Genomic DNA, 16,106 nt, shown 5'->3' with positions numbered 1-16,106 from the left:
CTCAGGCCGTACTCGCGCCTCGCTCCTCAACGGACTGTCCAGTCCGCCTGCGTCGCTCGGCGCTCCGTTCGGCCCGATCTGGCGCACGCTTGACGCTCTCGCGACGTGGACCTGGTGAGAAATGCGGGCGAGGTGAGGCGCTTCTGCGTTTCGTGCTCGAGCTTGCGAACCGCATGGCCGAAGACTACGGCTGCGTCGGCGTGATCGTCGACGCAAGACCGGGCGCAGTCGACTTCTACGCGAAGGACGGCCTCATTCCGATCGAAGCGGTCGAGGGCCAGTCCGATGCCCGGCCGCGCCCGACGCCGATGTTTCTCGCGATGCGTGCGATCAGGGCCGCACAGGGAGCGCCGAGCGGCCGGAAGTGACTGCACGTCCGATGGCGCCGCGCGCATGCGACACCTGCCACGGCGTGCGACAGGTGAGTGCCGTCAAGCCACGCGCCTTGTCCCAACGTTTACCTTTGTTGCAGTTTTACTTGAGACGATGCACGGACCGCGTCGGTAGAAGCGTGATCCCGCCGTCGAGGTGACGGTCATCAACCGCGACAACCTCTTCCTCTTCACGCCGATGCTCCACGAGGTGGCGGCGAGCGACCTCGACATCACGCACATCGCGAACCCGGTCCGGAAGCTCGTCCGCAAAGTGGGCTTCTTCGACGGCGACGTCGTCGAGGTCGATCTGGAAGGACGAGAGGTCGTGGTCGCCCACGGGGGTCGGTCGGTATTAGCCTTCGAGTTGTCGTCCAACCGCCGATTATCGGACCTGCGCCGCTTTCCCGAACGTCGCCCTATTCCTCCCAACAACGGGTCGGGAGTTCCACCTGCTGGACCTCGTCGGCGACGGAGCGCCCGCGATGTCCAAGGGCAGCGCGTCACCGAAGGTGCACCTCGGCTCGACGACCTGCCTTCTGCACGTACCACGCCGAGAGGGTCGTGGACTGGCAGCTCTGAGTCCCGCGCGCGCGACCTTCCACGTGTTGAAGATGCGGTAGCAGTCGGTACATGACAGTGGGTGATGGAGCCTGCTAGCCTCGTGCAATGGCGCCGAACCGACGACTTCCCTGGGTGTGGGACTACGATCTCGACGCGGCGGATTTCGAAGCGTTGGTCGCCGGAACCCACACGATCGGGCCGCTCGATCGCACCTGGGCCGTGGTGCGCCTCCTCGAATACGCCCCGTGGCCGGAGATCGTGCGCCTCCTCGGCTATCGCGCATTGATCGAAGGCTGGCCAGCTTGGCAGCATCGCCTCCGTTCCGAAACGCGTCGCCGTGGACTCGGCTTCGTCGTCGGGTGGCTGCCGCAACACCATCCAGAGTTGCTGGTGTAAATGTGGAGCCGTCGCCTACATTCTTCCTCGAACGGCTCTATCCGCTGCAGGACGATGTGTTGGCCCGCGTGCGGGATCTCACGACCGGCTTCTACCTGTCCGGGGGTACCGCGGCGTCACGAGCCTATCTGCAGCATCGATTCTCGGACGACCTCGATCTGTTCACGAACGATGCCCCGGAGTTTCCCCTCTGGGCCGATAGGGTGATCGAGGCGTTGCGTCGCCGCCCCGGCGGCACCGTGTCGGTGGCGCTTCGCGAGCGCCGCTTCGTGCGCTGCGTTCTCGAGACGCCGGACGTCGCGTTGAAAATCGAGATGGTCGACGACGTACCGAGCCGAGTCGGGAGCCCACACGAGCACACCGTGCTCGGGCGCATCGACAGCGCCGAGAACATTCTCGCGAACAAGGTCACCGCGCTGGTAGACCGGCGGGAGCCGAAAGACCTCGCCGACGTCTGGGGCTTCTGCTGCCGAATGCAGCTCTCTCTGGATGACGCGTTGGCCGGAGCACAGGGCAAGGCTGTCGGGTTGTTCGCGCCGGACGTTGCGCGACCGCTCCTCGAGGCAACCCGTGAAGACTGGTCGTTGGTGCGCTGGATCGACGCCCCGGATGTCGCAACGTGGCTCACCGAGCTTCGTGCACTCGGGGAGCGACTGGTGCTGCCCGTTGGTTGAGCGCCACGCTCCGAACGTAACCCGGCCGCGCGGACAAGACGCGCGAGTGCCGACACTCGTTCCTCTTCGCCACACTGGACTCTTCAGTACGGCGTAACCGGTAACCGCACTCCGCGCAGCTGGCGAATCAGTTCTGCGTCGGTCGTGTGCAAGCGGGCGCCGAGCTCCAACGCGGTGGCGGCGGCGAAGCCATCGGCCAGCGACGTCCGCAGCTTGGCGACCCGCCGCGCGACGGCCTCGTCCGGGTGATGGAGGCGGACGCGACTCGCTGTGAGCAGCGTAATCGCATCGACCCCGGTCGCGCGGGTCAGATCGGCCGTGTGGATGAGCACCTCGGCGAGATTGACGATCGAGATCACCACCTCGGTCCGACCGCTCCGGGCGGCGCGGAGCAGCCGATCGAGCTTTGTCAGCGACCGGTGTCGGCCTTGTAGCCATCCGATGGCGACGCCGGCGTCGATGACAGCGACGCTCACCGCGAGCCGGTCTCGCGAGCGCGTTCCCGCCGGCGGCGGTCATGCAGCTCCGCGACCAGATCCCGCCGGCGCGCCGCCGCCCAGGATCGCGCCTGCTCCAGCATGGCCTCGAAACCCCGCGAATCCTCCGCCGCGGGACTGAGGACGATCTCACGATCGGTACCGGTGCGAACGGCGAGCGCTTGGCCGGTCTTGAAGCCGAGCTTGCGACGCAGGGACGCCGGAATGACCAGTTGACCCTTCGAGCTCAGGCGGACGACGGTCGCATGTCGTGGCATTGAGGTAAGCATATCAGGCCTTACATCTCGCCTCAAGCTACCGCAAATGCTTCCAGCCCCCGATGCCATCATCGCCGCAGCGGCGACCGCAGCCGTCACGCCGATGCTGACGGCCCAAGGCGTCGTGTTGAACGGCGTCCCGCTCGCCCAGCGCCCGCTGTCGGATGCGGACCCGTGGCGGGCCGAGCCCCCCGGCGAGATCGCCGAGACCGAGGCGCCGTATCCCGCGGTCGCGGAAACGCTCGGCGACCGCCCTCATCGCATGCTCCTTGGTTCCGGCTTGATCGTCGTTGAATATGCAGGAGCAGTTGCCGACGTCGTCGCAAATCTCGTCCTCGTCCTCGTCGCCTACGTCTGCGCACGGATCACAGGCGGTTCCTCGACCGTCTTCGTCGGCATCGGCCTGGTCGGCGTTCGCGTCCGTCGGGCAGTTGTCGCACTCGTCCCCGACACCGTCACCGTCCGCCTGATCGACGTTGTGGTCGGAAGGACAGTTGTCGGCCACGTCGCAGATTCCGTCAGCATCGGCGTCAGGACACGCATCGCACACGTCTCCAACGCCGTCCCCATCTCCGTCCGCCTGATTCGGATTGGCCACGACCTGACAATCGTCGCATGCTGATTCGCGACGGACGGGACGCCGCTCTCGACGAGAGTGGCGGCACGGTCGCACCACGTAAGCCAGGTTGTCCATTCGAAAAGTCGGGACTTCGAGACTTTCGGTGACGTCGATCCGATACGTCGGTCGGTCGGTATTAGCCGCCGAGTTGACGTAACCGCCGATTATCGGACCTGCGCCCCGTTCCCGAACGTCGCCCTACTCCTCCCCAACGACGGAGAAATTCCTGCCGCGACTCGAGCGGGTGCTGACCCAGGCCGGCCTCGGCAAACGCATTCGCGACGAGATCCGGAGCGCCAATGTCGCGCTCAGCCCGGAACTGGTCCGGATGAGCCCGTCGCCCGCGGCGACGACGAGCGCGTCGCCGTAGACCCGGCATCGCCGGGGAGGACGTGATCCTCGATCCACCGGAACCGAGCACAGCAGGCTCTTTCGCGCCGCCGAGGTAGTCGTGCGCCGTGGCGCGACGCGCTGAACCGGGCTCGGATCACGAAGCGGTCGGTGTTTGCGGCTGAGCCCCGGTGCTACGGCGATGCAGCCTCCCACCATGACGCGGCGTCGAGCGCCGACCACGGGACAACGGCGCCGGCCGTCCGGTCCTGGGCCTCGCTGCCGCCGTAGACCACGAACCCGCGCGTACGGCGTCGCGGGCGGGCGGCCGTCATCACGGTCTCGAACGCGCGCAGCCCGTCGAAGAAGTCGTCGGCCACCGTCTGTCCCGACTTCGTCTCGACGGCCAAGAGCTCGCGGCCGAGCTCGACGATGACGTCGACCTCCTGTCCCTTGCGATCACGGAAGAAGCTCAGGCTCGGCGCCAGGCCGCGATGCACGCGCGCCTTGCGGATCTCGGAGGCGACCCAGGTCTCGAAGATCGCGCCGCGGAGGGGGTGCTCGCGGAGCTGGTCGGCCGAGCGGATGCCGAGGAGCCAGCACAGCATGCCAGTGTCGAAGAAATGGAGCTTCGGCGTCTTCACGAGACGCTTCGTGACGTTCGCATGCAACGGCGGCAGGCGCCACGCGACGTACCCGGCTTCGAGCACCGAGAGCCACGACTTCGCCGTCACGTGGGTGAGGCCTGCGTCGGCGCCGAGCGCGGAGAGGTTCACGAGCTGCCCGCTCCGACCCGCACAGAGCCGAAGAAACGTCTGGAAGGCGACGAGGTCGCCGACGTTCAGGATCATGCGGACGTCGCGCTCGACGTAGGTCGCGACGTAGCTCGGGTACCAATCGTCGGGCGCGAGGGAGCGGTCGTAGACGGCGGGCGCGGTGCCGCAGAAGAGGAGGTCGAAGAGCTCGCTCGGTGGATCGGGAAAGCGGCGCACCTCCTCGAGCGACAGCGGCAGAAGCTCGAGGAGTGCCGTGCGTCCGGCGAGCGACTGCCCGAGAGACTGCAACAGGGCGAAGTTCGCCGAGCCCGTAAGGACGAAGCGACCGGGCCCGGGGGTCTCGTCGACCAGTGCCTGCACGTACGACAGAAGCGCCGGCACCCGATGCACCTCGTCGAGCACCGCGCCGTCCCGCCGTTCGGCGAGAAAGCGCCGTGGATCGCGCCGCGCGAACTCCTGCACGTCGGGAGCCTCGAGCGAGACGTACGGCTTGTCGGGAAACACCGTGCGGCACAGCGTTGTCTTTCCCGATTGCCGCGGCCCCGTGACCGTCACGACCGGGAACTTGCGCGCGAGATCACGGAGGCGGGGCTCGAGGACGCGGGGGATCATCCAGTGGACATTGCCGGCGTGGGGCTGATTGTCAATCATGCTTTCAATTAGCCCCCGACTGTGGCGGAGGCACGGCGAAAACGCAGCTCTTGATTATCCGGTTGTTTCAGCAAGCCCCAAGCTGTAGTGGGCGGCATGCCGCGGCCGGGTTTTCCTACCAGTCGCCGGCAGTTCCAGCGCCAGTTCGCGGACGAGGACTCGTGTCAGCAGTACTTGGCGAGTTGCCGATGGCCCGAGGGCTTTCGCTGCCCGCGCTGCAAACATGATCGGGCGTTCGCCTTGGTCGCTCAGCGGCGCTGGCAGTGTGCCGCCTGCCGGTACCAGGCGTCCGTGACCGCCGGCACCGTCATGCACAATACGAAGCAGCCCCTGACCGTGTGGTTCTGGGCGGCGTATCTCATGACGACGGACACGCGCGGCCTCTCGGCGCTGCTCTTGCAGCGCCAACTCGGGCTCAGCCGCTATGAGACCGCCTGGATGATGCTCCACAAGCTGCGGCGGGCGATGGTGAATCGGACGAGGGAGCTGCTCCGCGGTGAGGTCGAGATCGACGAGGCCTGGATCGGGGCGCCGCAACCCGGGGTGCGCGGGAGCCGGCAACTGAAGGGCCGAAAGGCCGCCATTGTGCTGGCGGCGGTGGAGCGGCGCGGCAAGGCGTCGGGGCGTCTCCGGTTGGAGGTCATCCCCGACTTCAGCGGTGCGACGATGCTGGACTTTGCGCGGCGGAACATCGCCGCGGGCGCCACGATCGTCAGCGACCAGTGGACCGGATTCGCGGGCTTCACCAAAGCGGGGTACGTGCACGTGGCTCGCAAGCAACCGCACCGGACCGAGCTCCGGAAGGGCACCCGCTCGGCCGTTCCACTTGCCGATCGCGCGATCGGCAACCTGCAGCAGTGGCTGGTGGGCACCCATCACGGGGTGAGCCGCGTTCACCTGCAGGTCTACCTCGACGAGTTTGTTTTTCGCCATCATCGCCGCCGCAATCCGATGGCGGCGTTCCAGACGCTCCTCGGATTCGGCAGCGGGCGGGAGCCGACTCGTACGCGCTGATTCACGGCGCGAAGGACCTCCGGAAGCGTTCGGAGCTGGGTGACCCCAGCCCATTGGGGTCGGCTGAAACAACCGGATAATCAAGACGCAGCTAGAGATTCCTGTCAACTCGATGTAGCCCGGCACGATGGTCTTGCCGCCCACATCCCGGACGTCGCTGCCCGCGGGCGCCTTCAGCGTGCCGCTCGGTCCGATCGCGGCGACCCGCCCATCGCGGACGAGGATGTCCGCCGGGTCGATGATTTCATCGCCCCGCATCATGATGACGCGTGCGCCACGCAGCAGCAGGCTGCCCGGCGGCCTGTCTCGAGGCACCTCCACGCTCACATCGAACGCCTGCGTGCTGTAGCGAACGGCGGTACAACCGTGCACGGCCGATAACGGGTCCGTCAACTCGCCGGGGCGAAAACGCAGCTAGAGATTCCTTCTGTCAACTATTGAGCGTCGCCCCGAACACCTTGTCGCCGGCCTTCTTGGTCACCGGGAGCGGCTCGCCGGTGAGCATCGACTCGTCGACGTTGGAGCTGCCCTCGAGCACCACGCCGTCGACGGGCACCTTCTCACCGGGCCGTACGCGCAGCGCGTCGCCGACGTGGACATGTGTGAGTGGCACGTCTTCGTCGGTGCCGTCGGGCTTGATGCGACGGGCGGTCTTGGGCGCGAGGCCGAGCAGCGCCTTGAGCGCCGACGAGGTCTGCGAGCGAGCCTTGAGCTCGAGGAGCTGCCCGAAGAGGGTCAGCGAGATGATGACGACCGCCGCCTCGAAGTACACCGAGACGCGGCCCATCGTGACGAACGAGCTCGGGAAGGCGCCCGGCAGGGCCGTGGCGACGACGCTGTAGACGAACGCGGCGCCCGTGCCGGTGCCGATGAGCGTCCACATGTTCGGGCTCTTGTTCGCGATCGACTGCGCCCAGCGCTCGAAGAAGGGCCGCCCAGCCCACACCACGACCGGAATCGACAGGACCAGCTCGAGCCAGCTCTGCGTGGCCATCTCGAGCCACCCGAGCCGGTGGCCGAACATCGCGAGCACGGTGACGATGATCGTGAGGGGCAGCGTCCACAGGAATCGGCGGCGAAAGTCGACGAGCTCGGGATTCTCTTGCTCCTCGAGGCTCGGCAGCTCGGGCTCGAGCGCCATGCCGCACTTCGGACAGGTCCCAGGCTCGTCGCGCCGGATCTCCGGGTGCATCGGGCAGACGTAGACCGTCCCCGGCTCCTCCGCTGCGGAGGCTCGCTCTCCGGGGGTGAGGAACGTGCTCGGCTCGGCCGCGAACCTGGTCCGGCACCTGTCGCTGCAGAAGTAGTACGTGACGCCCGCGTGCACGTGGTGATGCCGCGAGGTCGCGGTGACCGTCATCCCGCACACCGGATCCTTCAGCACTCCCTCCGCAGGCTCCTGATGCTGCCCGTGCAAAGGGTCACGATGTCCGTGCTCGTGCGGGCTCATGACGCCCACCCCTCGTCGCGAACAACGTTCGCGAGGGGGGCGCTACCGCCTAGTTCTGATCTTGGTCGCACTGAAGGATGCCATCCGGGAAGTCCGAAGTGTGAAGAACTGTAGTCTGCCGAGGATGTACTTGCTGTCAAAAGCTATCCGCCCCAGCGGGAGGAGCGTCCCACGGGCCCCCTCCGCGCGCCAGCGGGCGGCCCTCCGCTCACGGCTCGACCAAGTCGGCGTTCGCGCGGTCGAGCGCGAGCTGCAGCTCTTGGTGGATCCGGTCGTTCATACCGCCGCCATCGCGCAACGTGAGCAACGCGTCGGTCTGCGCCACGTAGACCGCGCGGCGCACCTCGATCGCGACGTCGCGGTGTTCGCGCGCGCGCGTGCGCGCCAGCTCGTCCACGGCCCGCAGCGCCTCCAGCTCGTCGACCATCACCTCGCGATAGCGACGCACCGCGATCGGGCAGCCGTGCTCGGAGCAGAAGGCGTCCAGGCGCGCGATGCCAGCGGCCAGCATCGCCGCGCGCGCGCGGCGCACCTCGGCCGCCGTCAGGTCGGCGTCGGAGAGGCCGAGCCAGCGCACGAGGGGCAGCAGCGTGAGGCCCTGCCCGAGCAGTGTCACCAGGATCACGACCAGCGTGCAGGCGATGATCTCGGCGCGGCCCGGGAACGGCGCGCCGTCGGCGGGGAGCACGTGCGGCACCGACAGCGCTGCTGCGAGCGAGACCGCGCCGCGCACGCCGCACCACGCGCCGATCGTGACCGAGCGCACATCGGGGTAGCCGCCCTCGAGCGCGCGCAGCCGCGGTGCGAGAGCGGGCGGCAGATACCCGGTGGGGAAGGCCCATGCGATGCGCGCGACGATGACCGCCGCGCTCACGAACAACGCGCCCGTCACGACGCGCGGCGCGGACTCGAGCGCTTCGGACAGGCGCGATAGCGCCTCGAGTCCGATGAACAGGAACATCAGGCCGTTCAGCACGAACGCGAGCTGGTCCCACGCGGAGTACATCTCGACGCGGCTCTCCGGCGCGATGTTGTTCTGGCGCCAGGACGAAACGAAGCCCGCGATCACCACCGCGAGGACGCCGGATGCGCCCGCCTCCTCGGCCACGAAGTACGCGGCGTACGGCGCCACCAACGACAGCGCGAACAGCGCGTGCGTGCCGCGCACGCGCCGGTTCAGGTCGGCGGCGAGCCAGCCGACCGCGGCGCCGATCGCGAGGCCGAGCCCGGCGATGCGCGCGAACGACAAGCCGATCGCGACCGGCTGGAACTCGCCGGTCATCACGACCACGGTCGCGAGCCCCACGCCGAGCAGGCCGGTCGCGTCGTTCACCAGGCTCTCGCCGCCGAGGATCGCCGTCGTGCGCCGCGGCGCGCGCAGCCGCTCGAGGACGGTCTGAACCGCGACGGTGTCGGTGGGCGAGACGATCGCGCCGAGCAGGAAGCAGACCGGCCAGGGCAGCACCGGCATCGCCCAGTGTGCCACCAGCCCGACCACCAGGATCGTGAACCCCACCAGGCCGATCGCGAGCTGCAGGATCGGCCGCAGCCAGCGCCGGAAATCGAGCCAGGACGTCGCCCAGGTCTCCGAGTAGAGCAGCGGTGGGAGCAGCACGGCGAGCACGAGCTCCGGCTCGATCTCGGGCCGCGGCAGGTTCGGGATCTGCGACCAGGCGAGCCCGGCCAGCGCGAGCAATACGGACTCGGGCGCGGCGACGCGGCGCGAGAGCAGCGACACGCCCGCGAGCACGGTCAGCACGAGAATCAGCGAGGGCAGGTGCTCCATCGGCGCGAGTATCGTTTATCGTGCTCGACCACGTCGAAGATCACCTTGCCCGCGGCGATGACGGAAACCGCCAGACGAAGAACAGCGAGAACGTGGGAAGGATGCTGGGGTAGGCATGCGCGATGGATCTGAGTCGGGATCTGAGACCCGGTCGGAATCCTCCACGAACGACCATGACGGACCCGCTGGACACGCGCGTCAGGGCTTGATCATCACCTTCAGCGCCTCGCGCTCGTTCATCGCGCGATAGCCGTCGGGAACGCCGTGCCCGGGCGCGACCCGCGCTGGCCGCTGACGTTCGGCCCGCCGTTGTAGGGCCAGAGGTCGCTTCCGCAGATGCAGGCGCGGATCACGCGGATCACCGCATCGGTCGGCTTCTGGATGGCTGCGTCAGCGACGCTTTCGACGCGAACGTCGTGGGCCTTGTGCATGACGGTTGCGCGCATCGTCTCCCCCTTCCCGGCGAACGGCTCAATCCCGCGCCGGTCCGGCAAGGTACTCCCCGTCGGTCACCTTCTCCATCCAGGTGACGTTCGTGCCGTCGAGGGCTTCCTGAATTGCGATGTGCGTCATGGATGCATGCGGAGTCGCTCCGTGCCAGTGCTTCTGCTCGGCCGGGCACCACAGGATGTCGCCGGCATGGAACTCGACGATCGGCCCCTCGTCGACCTGCGTCCAGCCGACGCCTTCCGTGACGATCAGCGTCTGGCCCAGCGGATGCGAGTGCCACGCGGAGCGGGCGCCCGGCTCGAAGTGGACGATCGCGCCGGTGACGCGCGAGGGAGCTTCGCGCCGGAACAGCCCCGTGATGGTGACTCTACCCGTGAAGCACTCCGACGGCCCCTCGACGGTCGCCATGTCGGCCTTGCGGTTGATCTCCATTGGCGAAGTCCTCTCGATGCTATAGGCCGCCCGACCGGTCAAGCCGAGCCTGTCGGCTCGGGCTTGCCGCTGAAGAGTGCGCTTCCCGCGGCGAATCCGCTCGCCACCGCGACCTGCATTCGAGCGTCGTCCCGATCGCGAACGCGCGCAGTGATCTCGGCGATTTCTGCTCGTTCGACTCCCAGGATCTCCAGAGCTCTCTCGCCCATCACGATCGCCGATTCGCGGGCAGGCGGTCATGGCGCGGGCAGCACCTTGATGGTGGAGGTCGAGGTCGATGCCCGGTTCAGGCTCCAGGGCGAACTGGCGCGGTACTTCGCGCGGTACGCCGCGGTGATGTTTTCCTGCGGTCCGTCCTGGTGATCGACGAAGACGGACTCGATCACGGTGTCGCCGGCGCGGATCCGTCCCCGACGGCGGCGAAGCGCATTGCGGAACCAGATCTTGTCTGGACCGTCGGTGGAACGCACGTACACGTCGTCGCCCACGCGGACGACCCAGATCGGCCACCAGGGGCTGTCCGAGCCGTCGGCCCGGCGCGACGAGATGGCGATCTCGCCGGTGCGGCCCAGCAGGCTGAGCTCGTCGACAGGCCAGCCCCGGCCGGTCATGACTGCACCTCGATCATGATTGAAACCTACGCCGACTCCACGATCAGGTTCACCGCACCGCGGCGGTTCACCGGTCGATCATCTTCTGGGCCGCCTCGGAGTAGCGCTCGCCCTTGACGGCGATCTCGCTGGCCGTGCTGGCGATCTCACGGAGGTCGTCGAGCGTGAGTGCGACGGCCGCACCGCCCACGTTCTCTTCCAGCCGATGGATCTTCGTGGTCCCGGGAATCGGCACGATCCACGGCTTCTGGGCGAGCAGCCACGCGAGCGCCACCTGGCCCGGCGTCGCCGTCTGCCGCGCGGCAACCCGGCCGAGCAACTCGACGAGCGCCTGATTGGCCTTGCGGTTCTCCTCCGAGAAGCGCGGGACGGAGTTGCGGAAGTCTCCGGCGTCGAACTTCGTGCGCTCATCGATCTTGCCGGTCAGGTAGCCCTTGCCCAGCGGGCTGAACGGCACGAACCCGATGCCGAGCTCCTCGAGCGTTGGGAGGATCTGCTCCTCCGGCTCCCGCCAGAAGAGTGAGTATTCGCTCTGGAGCGCTGCGACCGGCTGCACGGCGTGTGCCCGGCGGATGGTGTTGACCCCCGCCTCCGACAGGCCGAAGTGTTTGACCTTCCCGGCCGCGATCAAGTCCTTCACGGCACCGGCCACGTCCTCGATCGGGACGTTCGGATCGACCCGGTGCTGGTAGAGGAGGTCGATGCGGTCGGTCTTCAGCCGCTCGAGCGACGCCTCCACCATTTCGCGGATGCGATCTGGGCGGCTATCCAACGCGCCCGGCACCTGCTTCCCGTCCTTGAAGCTGAAGCCGAACTTGGTGGCGATCACCACGCGATCGCGAACCGGCGCGAGGGCTTCACCGACGAGTTCTTCGTTCGTGAAGGGGCCGTACACTTCGGCCGTGTCGAAGAACGTGACGCCCAGATCGACGGCCTTCCGAATGACGGCAATGCCGTGCTGCTTGTCCACGGCCGGGCCGTAGCCGAAGGAGAGGCCCATCGCACCGTAGCCGAGGGCGGACACTTCGAGACCACTCGTTCCAAGTTTTCGCGTCTGCATCGTTTCCTCCAGTTCAAAATGTGTACTCCTGAATCAGGCGTTTTGCTGAGCGGCCGGATAGACGATTTCGGCCGTCCATTGGTCGCGGTCATGGCCGAAGCAGCTAAAGCCGCCCCTGCACCGAGAATCTCACGTCGCGTAGTGCCACGCCGCGCGTCGTTCCCTTCGTTGGATGTCGTCATCGCCAAATCTCCTTTGCGGCTCGGGAGCGTCGCGTCGCGCCGTCACGGACGCGGGCTTGGATCACTTGGACCCGAGCGACGCCATGTCGATCGAGAACCGATACTTTACGTCGCTCTTCGCCATCCGCTCGTACGCCTCATTGATTTTCTGGATCGGGATCACCTCGACGTCGGCGGTAATGTCGTGCTGGCCGCAGAAGTCGAGCATCTCCTGCGTCTCGGCAAGGCCGCCGATCGGCGAACCGGAGAAGCTCCGCCGCTGGACGATGAGGCCGAACACCTTGACCGGCAGCGGCTTGTCGGGTGCACCGACCATCGTGAGGTTCCCGTCCCGGGCCAGGAGGTCGATGTAGGCGTTGATGTCGTGCGGGGCGGCGACACAGTCGAGGATGAAGTCGAAACTGCCCGCGTGCTTCCGCATTTCGTCGGCGTTCTTCGACACGACGACCTCGTCTGCCCCGAGGCGTTTCGCGTCCTCGGTCTTACCCGGCGAGGTCGTGAACACCACCGTGTGCGCGCCGAAGGCGTGCGCGAACTTCACGCCCATGTGCCCGAGGCCGCCCAGGCCCACTACGCCGACTTTCTTCCCCTTGGTGACGCCCCAGTGGCGCATCGGCGAGTAGGTCGTGATCCCGGCGCAGAGCAGCGGTGCTGCGCCCGCGAGGTCGAGATTCGGCGGGATGCGGAGGACGAAGTGCTGAGCCACGACGATCGAGTCCGAATATCCGCCATAGGTGACCGGTGCCGTCCCGTGCTTGTCCGGGCTGCCGTAGGTGAGCACCTGGCCCGGACAGAACTGCTCGAGCCCGGCTTTGCAGTTCGGGCAGGAGCGGTCCGAGTCGACGAGACACCCGACCCCGACGAGCTCGCCCACTCTGTACTTGGTCACGCCCGAGCCGACCTTGGTCACGCGGCCGACGATCTCGTGTCCCGGCACGCACGGGTAGACCGCGGGCATGGTCTCGTGCCACTCGTCCCGCGCGTAGTGCAGGTCGGAGTGGCAGATGCCGCAGTAGAGGATCTCGATCTGCACGTCGCGGTCGCTCGGGTCGCGCCGCGGGATCGAGGTGCCGGCCAGCGGCGCGATCTTGTTGGAGGCAGCGTAGGCTTTCGTCTGGTACATGGGAGTATCTCCTCGGTGGTTACTTGGTAGTCGGGTTATTGTACTGCTCGTCGGCGACCTTCTCGACCCACGTCACCGCCTTCTCGTCCAGCTTCTCGGCGATGGCGATGAACCTACTCCTGTTCCCAGTAAGTGACGCGCCCGTCCCTCTGCGCGACGAAGCGCACTCCGCCGTCCTGCGAGACGACGATAACGATGGCGCCCGGGACCGCGGCCACGAGGCGGTACGCAGAGCGATGTCTGGCGCCGACGTTCTCGGCCGGTTCATCCACCGTCGAGCCGGCGTCGAGGTCCAGCGCTCTGGCCACGCGTCTGACCGCCGGCAGACGTCCCGAGATCATGCCGCCGAAGCCCACGATGTCGTGCAGCTTCGTCATCACCACGGCACCGTCGGTAGACGCGAGTTCCGCAATCAGATGCGCGGTTTCGAAGAGCGCCTCGTCGAGTGTGGCGAGGTCATCGTCCAGCGTCGTCTCGAACTCGCGCCATCCGACGGGGCGAGGACCCGCCCCATGGATCTGCGCGAGGCGATTCAGGATCGAGACGACGACCTCGGGAAACCAGCGCTTCGTCGGCGACGTCTCGAAGCGATATTTCAGGTCGATATAGGGCTCGTCGGTCGTGGGTGCGCCAGCGTCCGTGGGCACGAAGATGATCGAGCCGCCGTGGCGCGCCTCTCGCATCAGCGCGATGACGCGTTTCATCATGCGTTCCGCGATTTCCCGCGGAAGGTCGAGCGTGAGCGGCGCCCATGACAGGTCGGATCGTTCGCGCGCGACCACGTGACGCGCGATGAGGTCCTCGAGGAAATCCGTGAATCGTTCCGGCAGCCATGCGGAGGCGAACTGATCGACTCGTGTTCCGGATATGCGCCCGGACCGGAGCTTCGCGACCAGTTTCTGCGCCCGGTACACCGCGAGGCTTCCCGGCGCATCGACGTGAACCACAGGGACATCCGGTAGCTGCGCGCCGGCGCGCCGGCCGCCCTGGATATCTCGGAGCCAGCGCCTGCCCGAGTTGACGAGACCCCAGATGCGCAGGGCGCCGTGCGCATCTTCGTGCACACCGATGAGGGTTCGCTGCGCATCGACCGCAGCCGAGAGGCGACGCAGCTCGCTGGGCTAGAACCAGCGGGTGTGTAAAAAAGGATCGGGCGACGTACCCTTCCGGCTGCCAAGCCAACCTCGAGAAACCGCAACGTCCTGGGGCATCTCCCGGAGGACGCCCGGCCGCGGGTCCGCACGGAGATGCGGAAGGCCTACGACGAGGCGGACTGGAAGAAAGCGGAAGCGCGCCTCAAGCGACTCGCGCGCTCGCTGGAAGAAGCGCACCCCGGCGCCGCCGCCTCCTTGCAGGAGGGACGCGCGGAGACCCTGACGCGGCAGCGCCTCGGGGTGCGCGGGGCGCTGTACCGGACGCTCCGCTCGACGAACACGATCGAAAACCTCAACGGGACGATCGCGACCTATACCCGCAACCCCAAGCGCTGGCGCAGTGGACGGATGATTCTGCGGTGGGTGGCGGCCGCACTCGATCACGCGCAACCGCGCTGCCGCGCGATCCGGGGATTCAGTGAGTTGCCGAAACTTCGCACTGCACTCGTCGCAAGCGTTGCCTCAGGCAGCGAAATCGGAGAAGAGTTGGCCGCGTGATCATACCGTCACCGAGGACCGCCGTTTTCAACAGCGACTTTTAGCAGCGAACGGGACATCCCCCGAGCTGTGGCGAACAGCAGTTTGTGCCCGTCGATCGTGAACCCCAAGGCCAAGAGGATCACATGATCGCGGAAGTGGAGGCCGTCGATCAGAATCACCCGGATGCCGAGCGCGTCGAGCGGTTCCGCGAGCCACGTCGTCAGGCGCGCCTGCGTGAGCGCCACGAAACGGCGTGAGACACGGCTCTTCGCCACGGCGTGTTCCGTACGCCCGGAGGGCAGGGGATCGAGCGTGCGCTGGTACGCGCGGGGTTGATAGGCTCGCGGGCTCGACTCTCGGGTTGACACCGGCATGCTCATCCCATAACTACATAACAAAATGACACGTTCTACGTATTCTGTAACCGAAGCCCAAAGTCAGCTTCCGCGACTTCTGAGAGAGGCTGAGGGCGGCGCCCTCGTTGGCATCGCCCGCAGGCAAGAGACCGTTGCGTACCTCCTGTCGCGCGATCATCTGGAAGCGATCGTCGAAACGATGGAGATATTGGCGAATCCTGCCGCGCAGAAGGCGATCGCGGACCACCGGGCAGGTCGGACACGGTTCGTTCCACTTTCGGCGCTCGACGACGAATGAAGGTCGTGTTGGCGACTCAGGTCGTCGAGTTCGTCCGGCGCCTTCCGCCCGAGCCGAAACAGCGCCTGCGCCACGCACTCAAGGATCTCGCGCGGGAGAAGGGCGACATCAAGGTTCTCGAGCCCCCGCTGGACGGGTACTGTCGCCTGCGGATTGGCGGTTATCGCGTCGTGTTCAGCTACGCGAAGCCGGGAACGATCGAGTGCGTCTTCGCCGAGCAGCGGAGCGTGGTCTACGAGCTGCTCCTCCAGCAGCTCCGCGACCGACTCCAGACGGGTGTGGATAAGCATCTTTAGCTGCAATGCCGGTCACTTATTAATAGTAGGCCTCATCACCGGCAGCGACTTCCGGATCGACGGCGGCGCGACCGCCAACTTCGCCTGAGCGCGGATCATGGGCGCTACGGCGGGGAGCGGACCCATCCCGCACCTGCGGGAACAGGCTGATGACTCGGGTGGGGTATTTCTTTTGACTTCTCCTCCGGGCGAAGATGCGGGGGAGGTCGGCAGCGGTCGACGAAGCCGCCGACGATCTTCTCGCAACGCTTGATGTCGATCTCGGAGAGCGCCACGACG

Annotated in this window: 20 protein-coding genes and 1 pseudogene; 7 read left to right on the top strand and 14 right to left on the bottom strand. The window is 67.0% G+C overall.

Annotated features, from left to right (window positions below; genetic code table 11):
• Positions 1 to 173 precede the first annotated feature (173 nt).
• A complete protein-coding gene (locus IT293_02420) occupies positions 174 to 368 on the top strand; it encodes a hypothetical protein (GenBank protein MCC6763492.1) in 195 nt (64 codons plus the stop codon).
• A 106-nt stretch (positions 369 to 474) separates the two neighbouring features.
• Here IT293_02420 and IT293_02415 read toward each other — a convergent pair whose 3' ends face one another.
• Complete coding sequence (locus IT293_02415; GenBank protein MCC6763491.1) at positions 475 to 711, bottom strand: hypothetical protein; 237 nt, start codon at positions 709 to 711, stop codon at positions 475 to 477.
• 329 nt (positions 712 to 1,040) lie between these two features.
• Here IT293_02415 and IT293_02410 point away from each other — a divergent pair, with 329 nt between their 5' ends.
• Both IT293_02410 and IT293_02405 read left to right on the top strand, forming a co-directional pair.
• Entirely contained in the window at positions 1,041 to 1,331 is a 291-nt protein-coding gene (locus IT293_02410) for a hypothetical protein (GenBank protein ID MCC6763490.1), read from the top strand.
• 2 nt (positions 1,332 to 1,333) lie between these two features.
• Positions 1,334 to 2,005: a nucleotidyl transferase AbiEii/AbiGii toxin family protein gene (locus tag IT293_02405; GenBank protein ID MCC6763489.1), complete on the top strand. Its 672-nt coding sequence runs from the start codon at positions 1,334 to 1,336 to the stop codon at positions 2,003 to 2,005.
• Positions 2,006 to 2,088: 83 nt separating this feature from the next.
• Here the strand turns inward: IT293_02405 and IT293_02400 are convergent, their stop codons facing one another.
• The 4 genes from IT293_02400 to IT293_02385 all read right to left on the bottom strand — a co-directional run bounded on the left by IT293_02400 (position 2,089) and on the right by IT293_02385 (position 5,096).
• Positions 2,089 to 2,481 (bottom strand): PIN domain-containing protein, encoded by a 393-nt coding sequence (locus tag IT293_02400; GenBank protein MCC6763488.1) that lies wholly within the window; start codon positions 2,479 to 2,481, stop codon positions 2,089 to 2,091.
• Positions 2,478 to 2,759, bottom strand: coding sequence for an AbrB/MazE/SpoVT family DNA-binding domain-containing protein (locus IT293_02395; protein MCC6763487.1), 282 nt, complete (start codon positions 2,757 to 2,759; stop codon positions 2,478 to 2,480). The genes IT293_02400 and IT293_02395 overlap by 4 nt, the downstream gene beginning before the upstream one ends.
• A gap of 37 nt (positions 2,760 to 2,796) precedes the next feature.
• A complete protein-coding gene (locus tag IT293_02390) occupies positions 2,797 to 3,453 on the bottom strand; it encodes a thrombospondin type 3 repeat-containing protein (GenBank protein ID MCC6763486.1) in 657 nt (218 codons plus the stop codon).
• 449 nt (positions 3,454 to 3,902) lie between these two features.
• Positions 3,903 to 5,096, bottom strand: coding sequence for an ATP-binding protein (locus tag IT293_02385; GenBank protein MCC6763485.1), 1,194 nt, complete (start codon positions 5,094 to 5,096; stop codon positions 3,903 to 3,905).
• Positions 5,097 to 5,231: 135 nt separating this feature from the next.
• Here IT293_02385 and IT293_02380 point away from each other — a divergent pair, with 135 nt between their 5' ends.
• Complete coding sequence (locus IT293_02380; GenBank protein MCC6763484.1) at positions 5,232 to 6,149, top strand: IS1595 family transposase; 918 nt, start codon at positions 5,232 to 5,234, stop codon at positions 6,147 to 6,149.
• Positions 6,150 to 6,579: 430 nt separating this feature from the next.
• On the opposite strand, the gene IT293_02375 is transcribed toward IT293_02380, so the two are convergent.
• The 8 genes and pseudogenes from IT293_02375 to IT293_02340 form a co-directional block, all read right to left on the bottom strand.
• Complete coding sequence (locus IT293_02375) at positions 6,580 to 7,599, bottom strand: YHS domain-containing protein (GenBank protein ID MCC6763483.1); 1,020 nt, start codon at positions 7,597 to 7,599, stop codon at positions 6,580 to 6,582.
• Between the two features lie 208 nt (positions 7,600 to 7,807).
• Positions 7,808 to 9,385 carry a Na+/H+ antiporter gene (locus IT293_02370; GenBank protein ID MCC6763482.1) on the bottom strand — a complete coding sequence of 526 codons (1,578 nt, stop codon included), beginning with the start codon at positions 9,383 to 9,385 and terminating at the stop codon, positions 7,808 to 7,810.
• Between the two features lie 305 nt (positions 9,386 to 9,690).
• Positions 9,691 to 9,831, bottom strand: a pseudogene (locus tag IT293_02365) (IMP dehydrogenase).
• A 25-nt stretch (positions 9,832 to 9,856) separates the two neighbouring features.
• Entirely contained in the window at positions 9,857 to 10,267 is a 411-nt protein-coding gene (locus IT293_02360; protein MCC6763481.1) for a cupin domain-containing protein, read from the bottom strand.
• A gap of 236 nt (positions 10,268 to 10,503) precedes the next feature.
• Positions 10,504 to 10,878, bottom strand: coding sequence for a DUF2255 family protein (locus IT293_02355; protein MCC6763480.1), 375 nt, complete (start codon positions 10,876 to 10,878; stop codon positions 10,504 to 10,506).
• A 67-nt stretch (positions 10,879 to 10,945) separates the two neighbouring features.
• Positions 10,946 to 11,938, bottom strand: coding sequence for an aldo/keto reductase (locus tag IT293_02350; GenBank protein MCC6763479.1), 993 nt, complete (start codon positions 11,936 to 11,938; stop codon positions 10,946 to 10,948).
• A 243-nt stretch (positions 11,939 to 12,181) separates the two neighbouring features.
• Positions 12,182 to 13,243, bottom strand: a complete 1,062-nt coding sequence (locus IT293_02345; GenBank protein MCC6763478.1) for an NAD(P)-dependent alcohol dehydrogenase — start codon at positions 13,241 to 13,243, stop codon at positions 12,182 to 12,184.
• 113 nt (positions 13,244 to 13,356) lie between these two features.
• Entirely contained in the window at positions 13,357 to 14,307 is a 951-nt protein-coding gene (locus IT293_02340; protein ID MCC6763477.1) for a DNA integrity scanning protein DisA nucleotide-binding domain protein, read from the bottom strand.
• Between the two features lie 84 nt (positions 14,308 to 14,391).
• On the opposite strand from IT293_02340, the gene IT293_02335 reads away from it, so the two are divergent.
• Entirely contained in the window at positions 14,392 to 14,895 is a 504-nt protein-coding gene (locus tag IT293_02335) for a transposase (protein ID MCC6763476.1), read from the top strand.
• A gap of 8 nt (positions 14,896 to 14,903) precedes the next feature.
• On the opposite strand, the gene IT293_02330 is transcribed toward IT293_02335, so the two are convergent.
• Positions 14,904 to 15,152: a hypothetical protein gene (locus IT293_02330; protein ID MCC6763475.1), complete on the bottom strand. Its 249-nt coding sequence runs from the start codon at positions 15,150 to 15,152 to the stop codon at positions 14,904 to 14,906.
• A gap of 124 nt (positions 15,153 to 15,276) precedes the next feature.
• Here IT293_02330 and IT293_02325 point away from each other — a divergent pair, with 124 nt between their 5' ends.
• Together IT293_02325 and IT293_02320 are read left to right on the top strand one after the other, a co-directional pair.
• Complete coding sequence (locus IT293_02325; protein MCC6763474.1) at positions 15,277 to 15,531, top strand: type II toxin-antitoxin system Phd/YefM family antitoxin; 255 nt, start codon at positions 15,277 to 15,279, stop codon at positions 15,529 to 15,531.
• Positions 15,528 to 15,827: a hypothetical protein gene (locus tag IT293_02320; protein ID MCC6763473.1), complete on the top strand. Its 300-nt coding sequence runs from the start codon at positions 15,528 to 15,530 to the stop codon at positions 15,825 to 15,827. Before IT293_02325 ends, IT293_02320 begins: the two co-directional genes overlap by 4 nt.
• Positions 15,828 to 16,106: the final 279 nt, after the last annotated feature.

The sequence above is a fragment of the Deltaproteobacteria bacterium genome, from assembly GCA_020848745.1.
Lineage (GTDB): Bacteria > Desulfobacterota > Binatia > UTPRO1 > UTPRO1 > UTPRO1.
This window is presented reverse-complemented; position numbering and strand designations above follow the sequence as displayed.

Bases quoted from the DNA above. Each gene is read 5' to 3' on its own strand.
- IT293_02370 (MCC6763482.1), bottom strand. From the start codon at position 9,385: ATGGAGCACCTGCCCTCGCTGATTCTCGTGCTGACCGTGCTCGCGGGC.
- IT293_02410 (MCC6763490.1), top strand. From the start codon at position 1,041: ATGGCGCCGAACCGACGACTTCCCTGGGTGTGGGACTACGATCTCGAC.
- IT293_02420 (MCC6763492.1), top strand. From the start codon at position 174: ATGGCCGAAGACTACGGCTGCGTCGGCGTGATCGTCGACGCAAGACCG.
- IT293_02360 (MCC6763481.1), bottom strand. From the start codon at position 10,267: ATGGAGATCAACCGCAAGGCCGACATGGCGACCGTCGAGGGGCCGTCG.
- IT293_02350 (MCC6763479.1), bottom strand. From the start codon at position 11,938: ATGCAGACGCGAAAACTTGGAACGAGTGGTCTCGAAGTGTCCGCCCTC.
- IT293_02380 (MCC6763484.1), top strand. From the start codon at position 5,232: ATGCCGCGGCCGGGTTTTCCTACCAGTCGCCGGCAGTTCCAGCGCCAG.
- IT293_02385 (MCC6763485.1), bottom strand. From the start codon at position 5,096: ATGATCCCCCGCGTCCTCGAGCCCCGCCTCCGTGATCTCGCGCGCAAG.
- IT293_02375 (MCC6763483.1), bottom strand. From the start codon at position 7,599: ATGAGCCCGCACGAGCACGGACATCGTGACCCTTTGCACGGGCAGCAT.
- IT293_02355 (MCC6763480.1), bottom strand. From the start codon at position 10,878: ATGACCGGCCGGGGCTGGCCTGTCGACGAGCTCAGCCTGCTGGGCCGC.
- IT293_02325 (MCC6763474.1), top strand. From the start codon at position 15,277: ATGACACGTTCTACGTATTCTGTAACCGAAGCCCAAAGTCAGCTTCCG.
- IT293_02320 (MCC6763473.1), top strand. From the start codon at position 15,528: ATGAAGGTCGTGTTGGCGACTCAGGTCGTCGAGTTCGTCCGGCGCCTT.
- IT293_02390 (MCC6763486.1), bottom strand. From the start codon at position 3,453: ATGGACAACCTGGCTTACGTGGTGCGACCGTGCCGCCACTCTCGTCGA.
- IT293_02345 (MCC6763478.1), bottom strand. From the start codon at position 13,243: ATGTACCAGACGAAAGCCTACGCTGCCTCCAACAAGATCGCGCCGCTG.
- IT293_02395 (MCC6763487.1), bottom strand. From the start codon at position 2,759: ATGCCACGACATGCGACCGTCGTCCGCCTGAGCTCGAAGGGTCAACTG.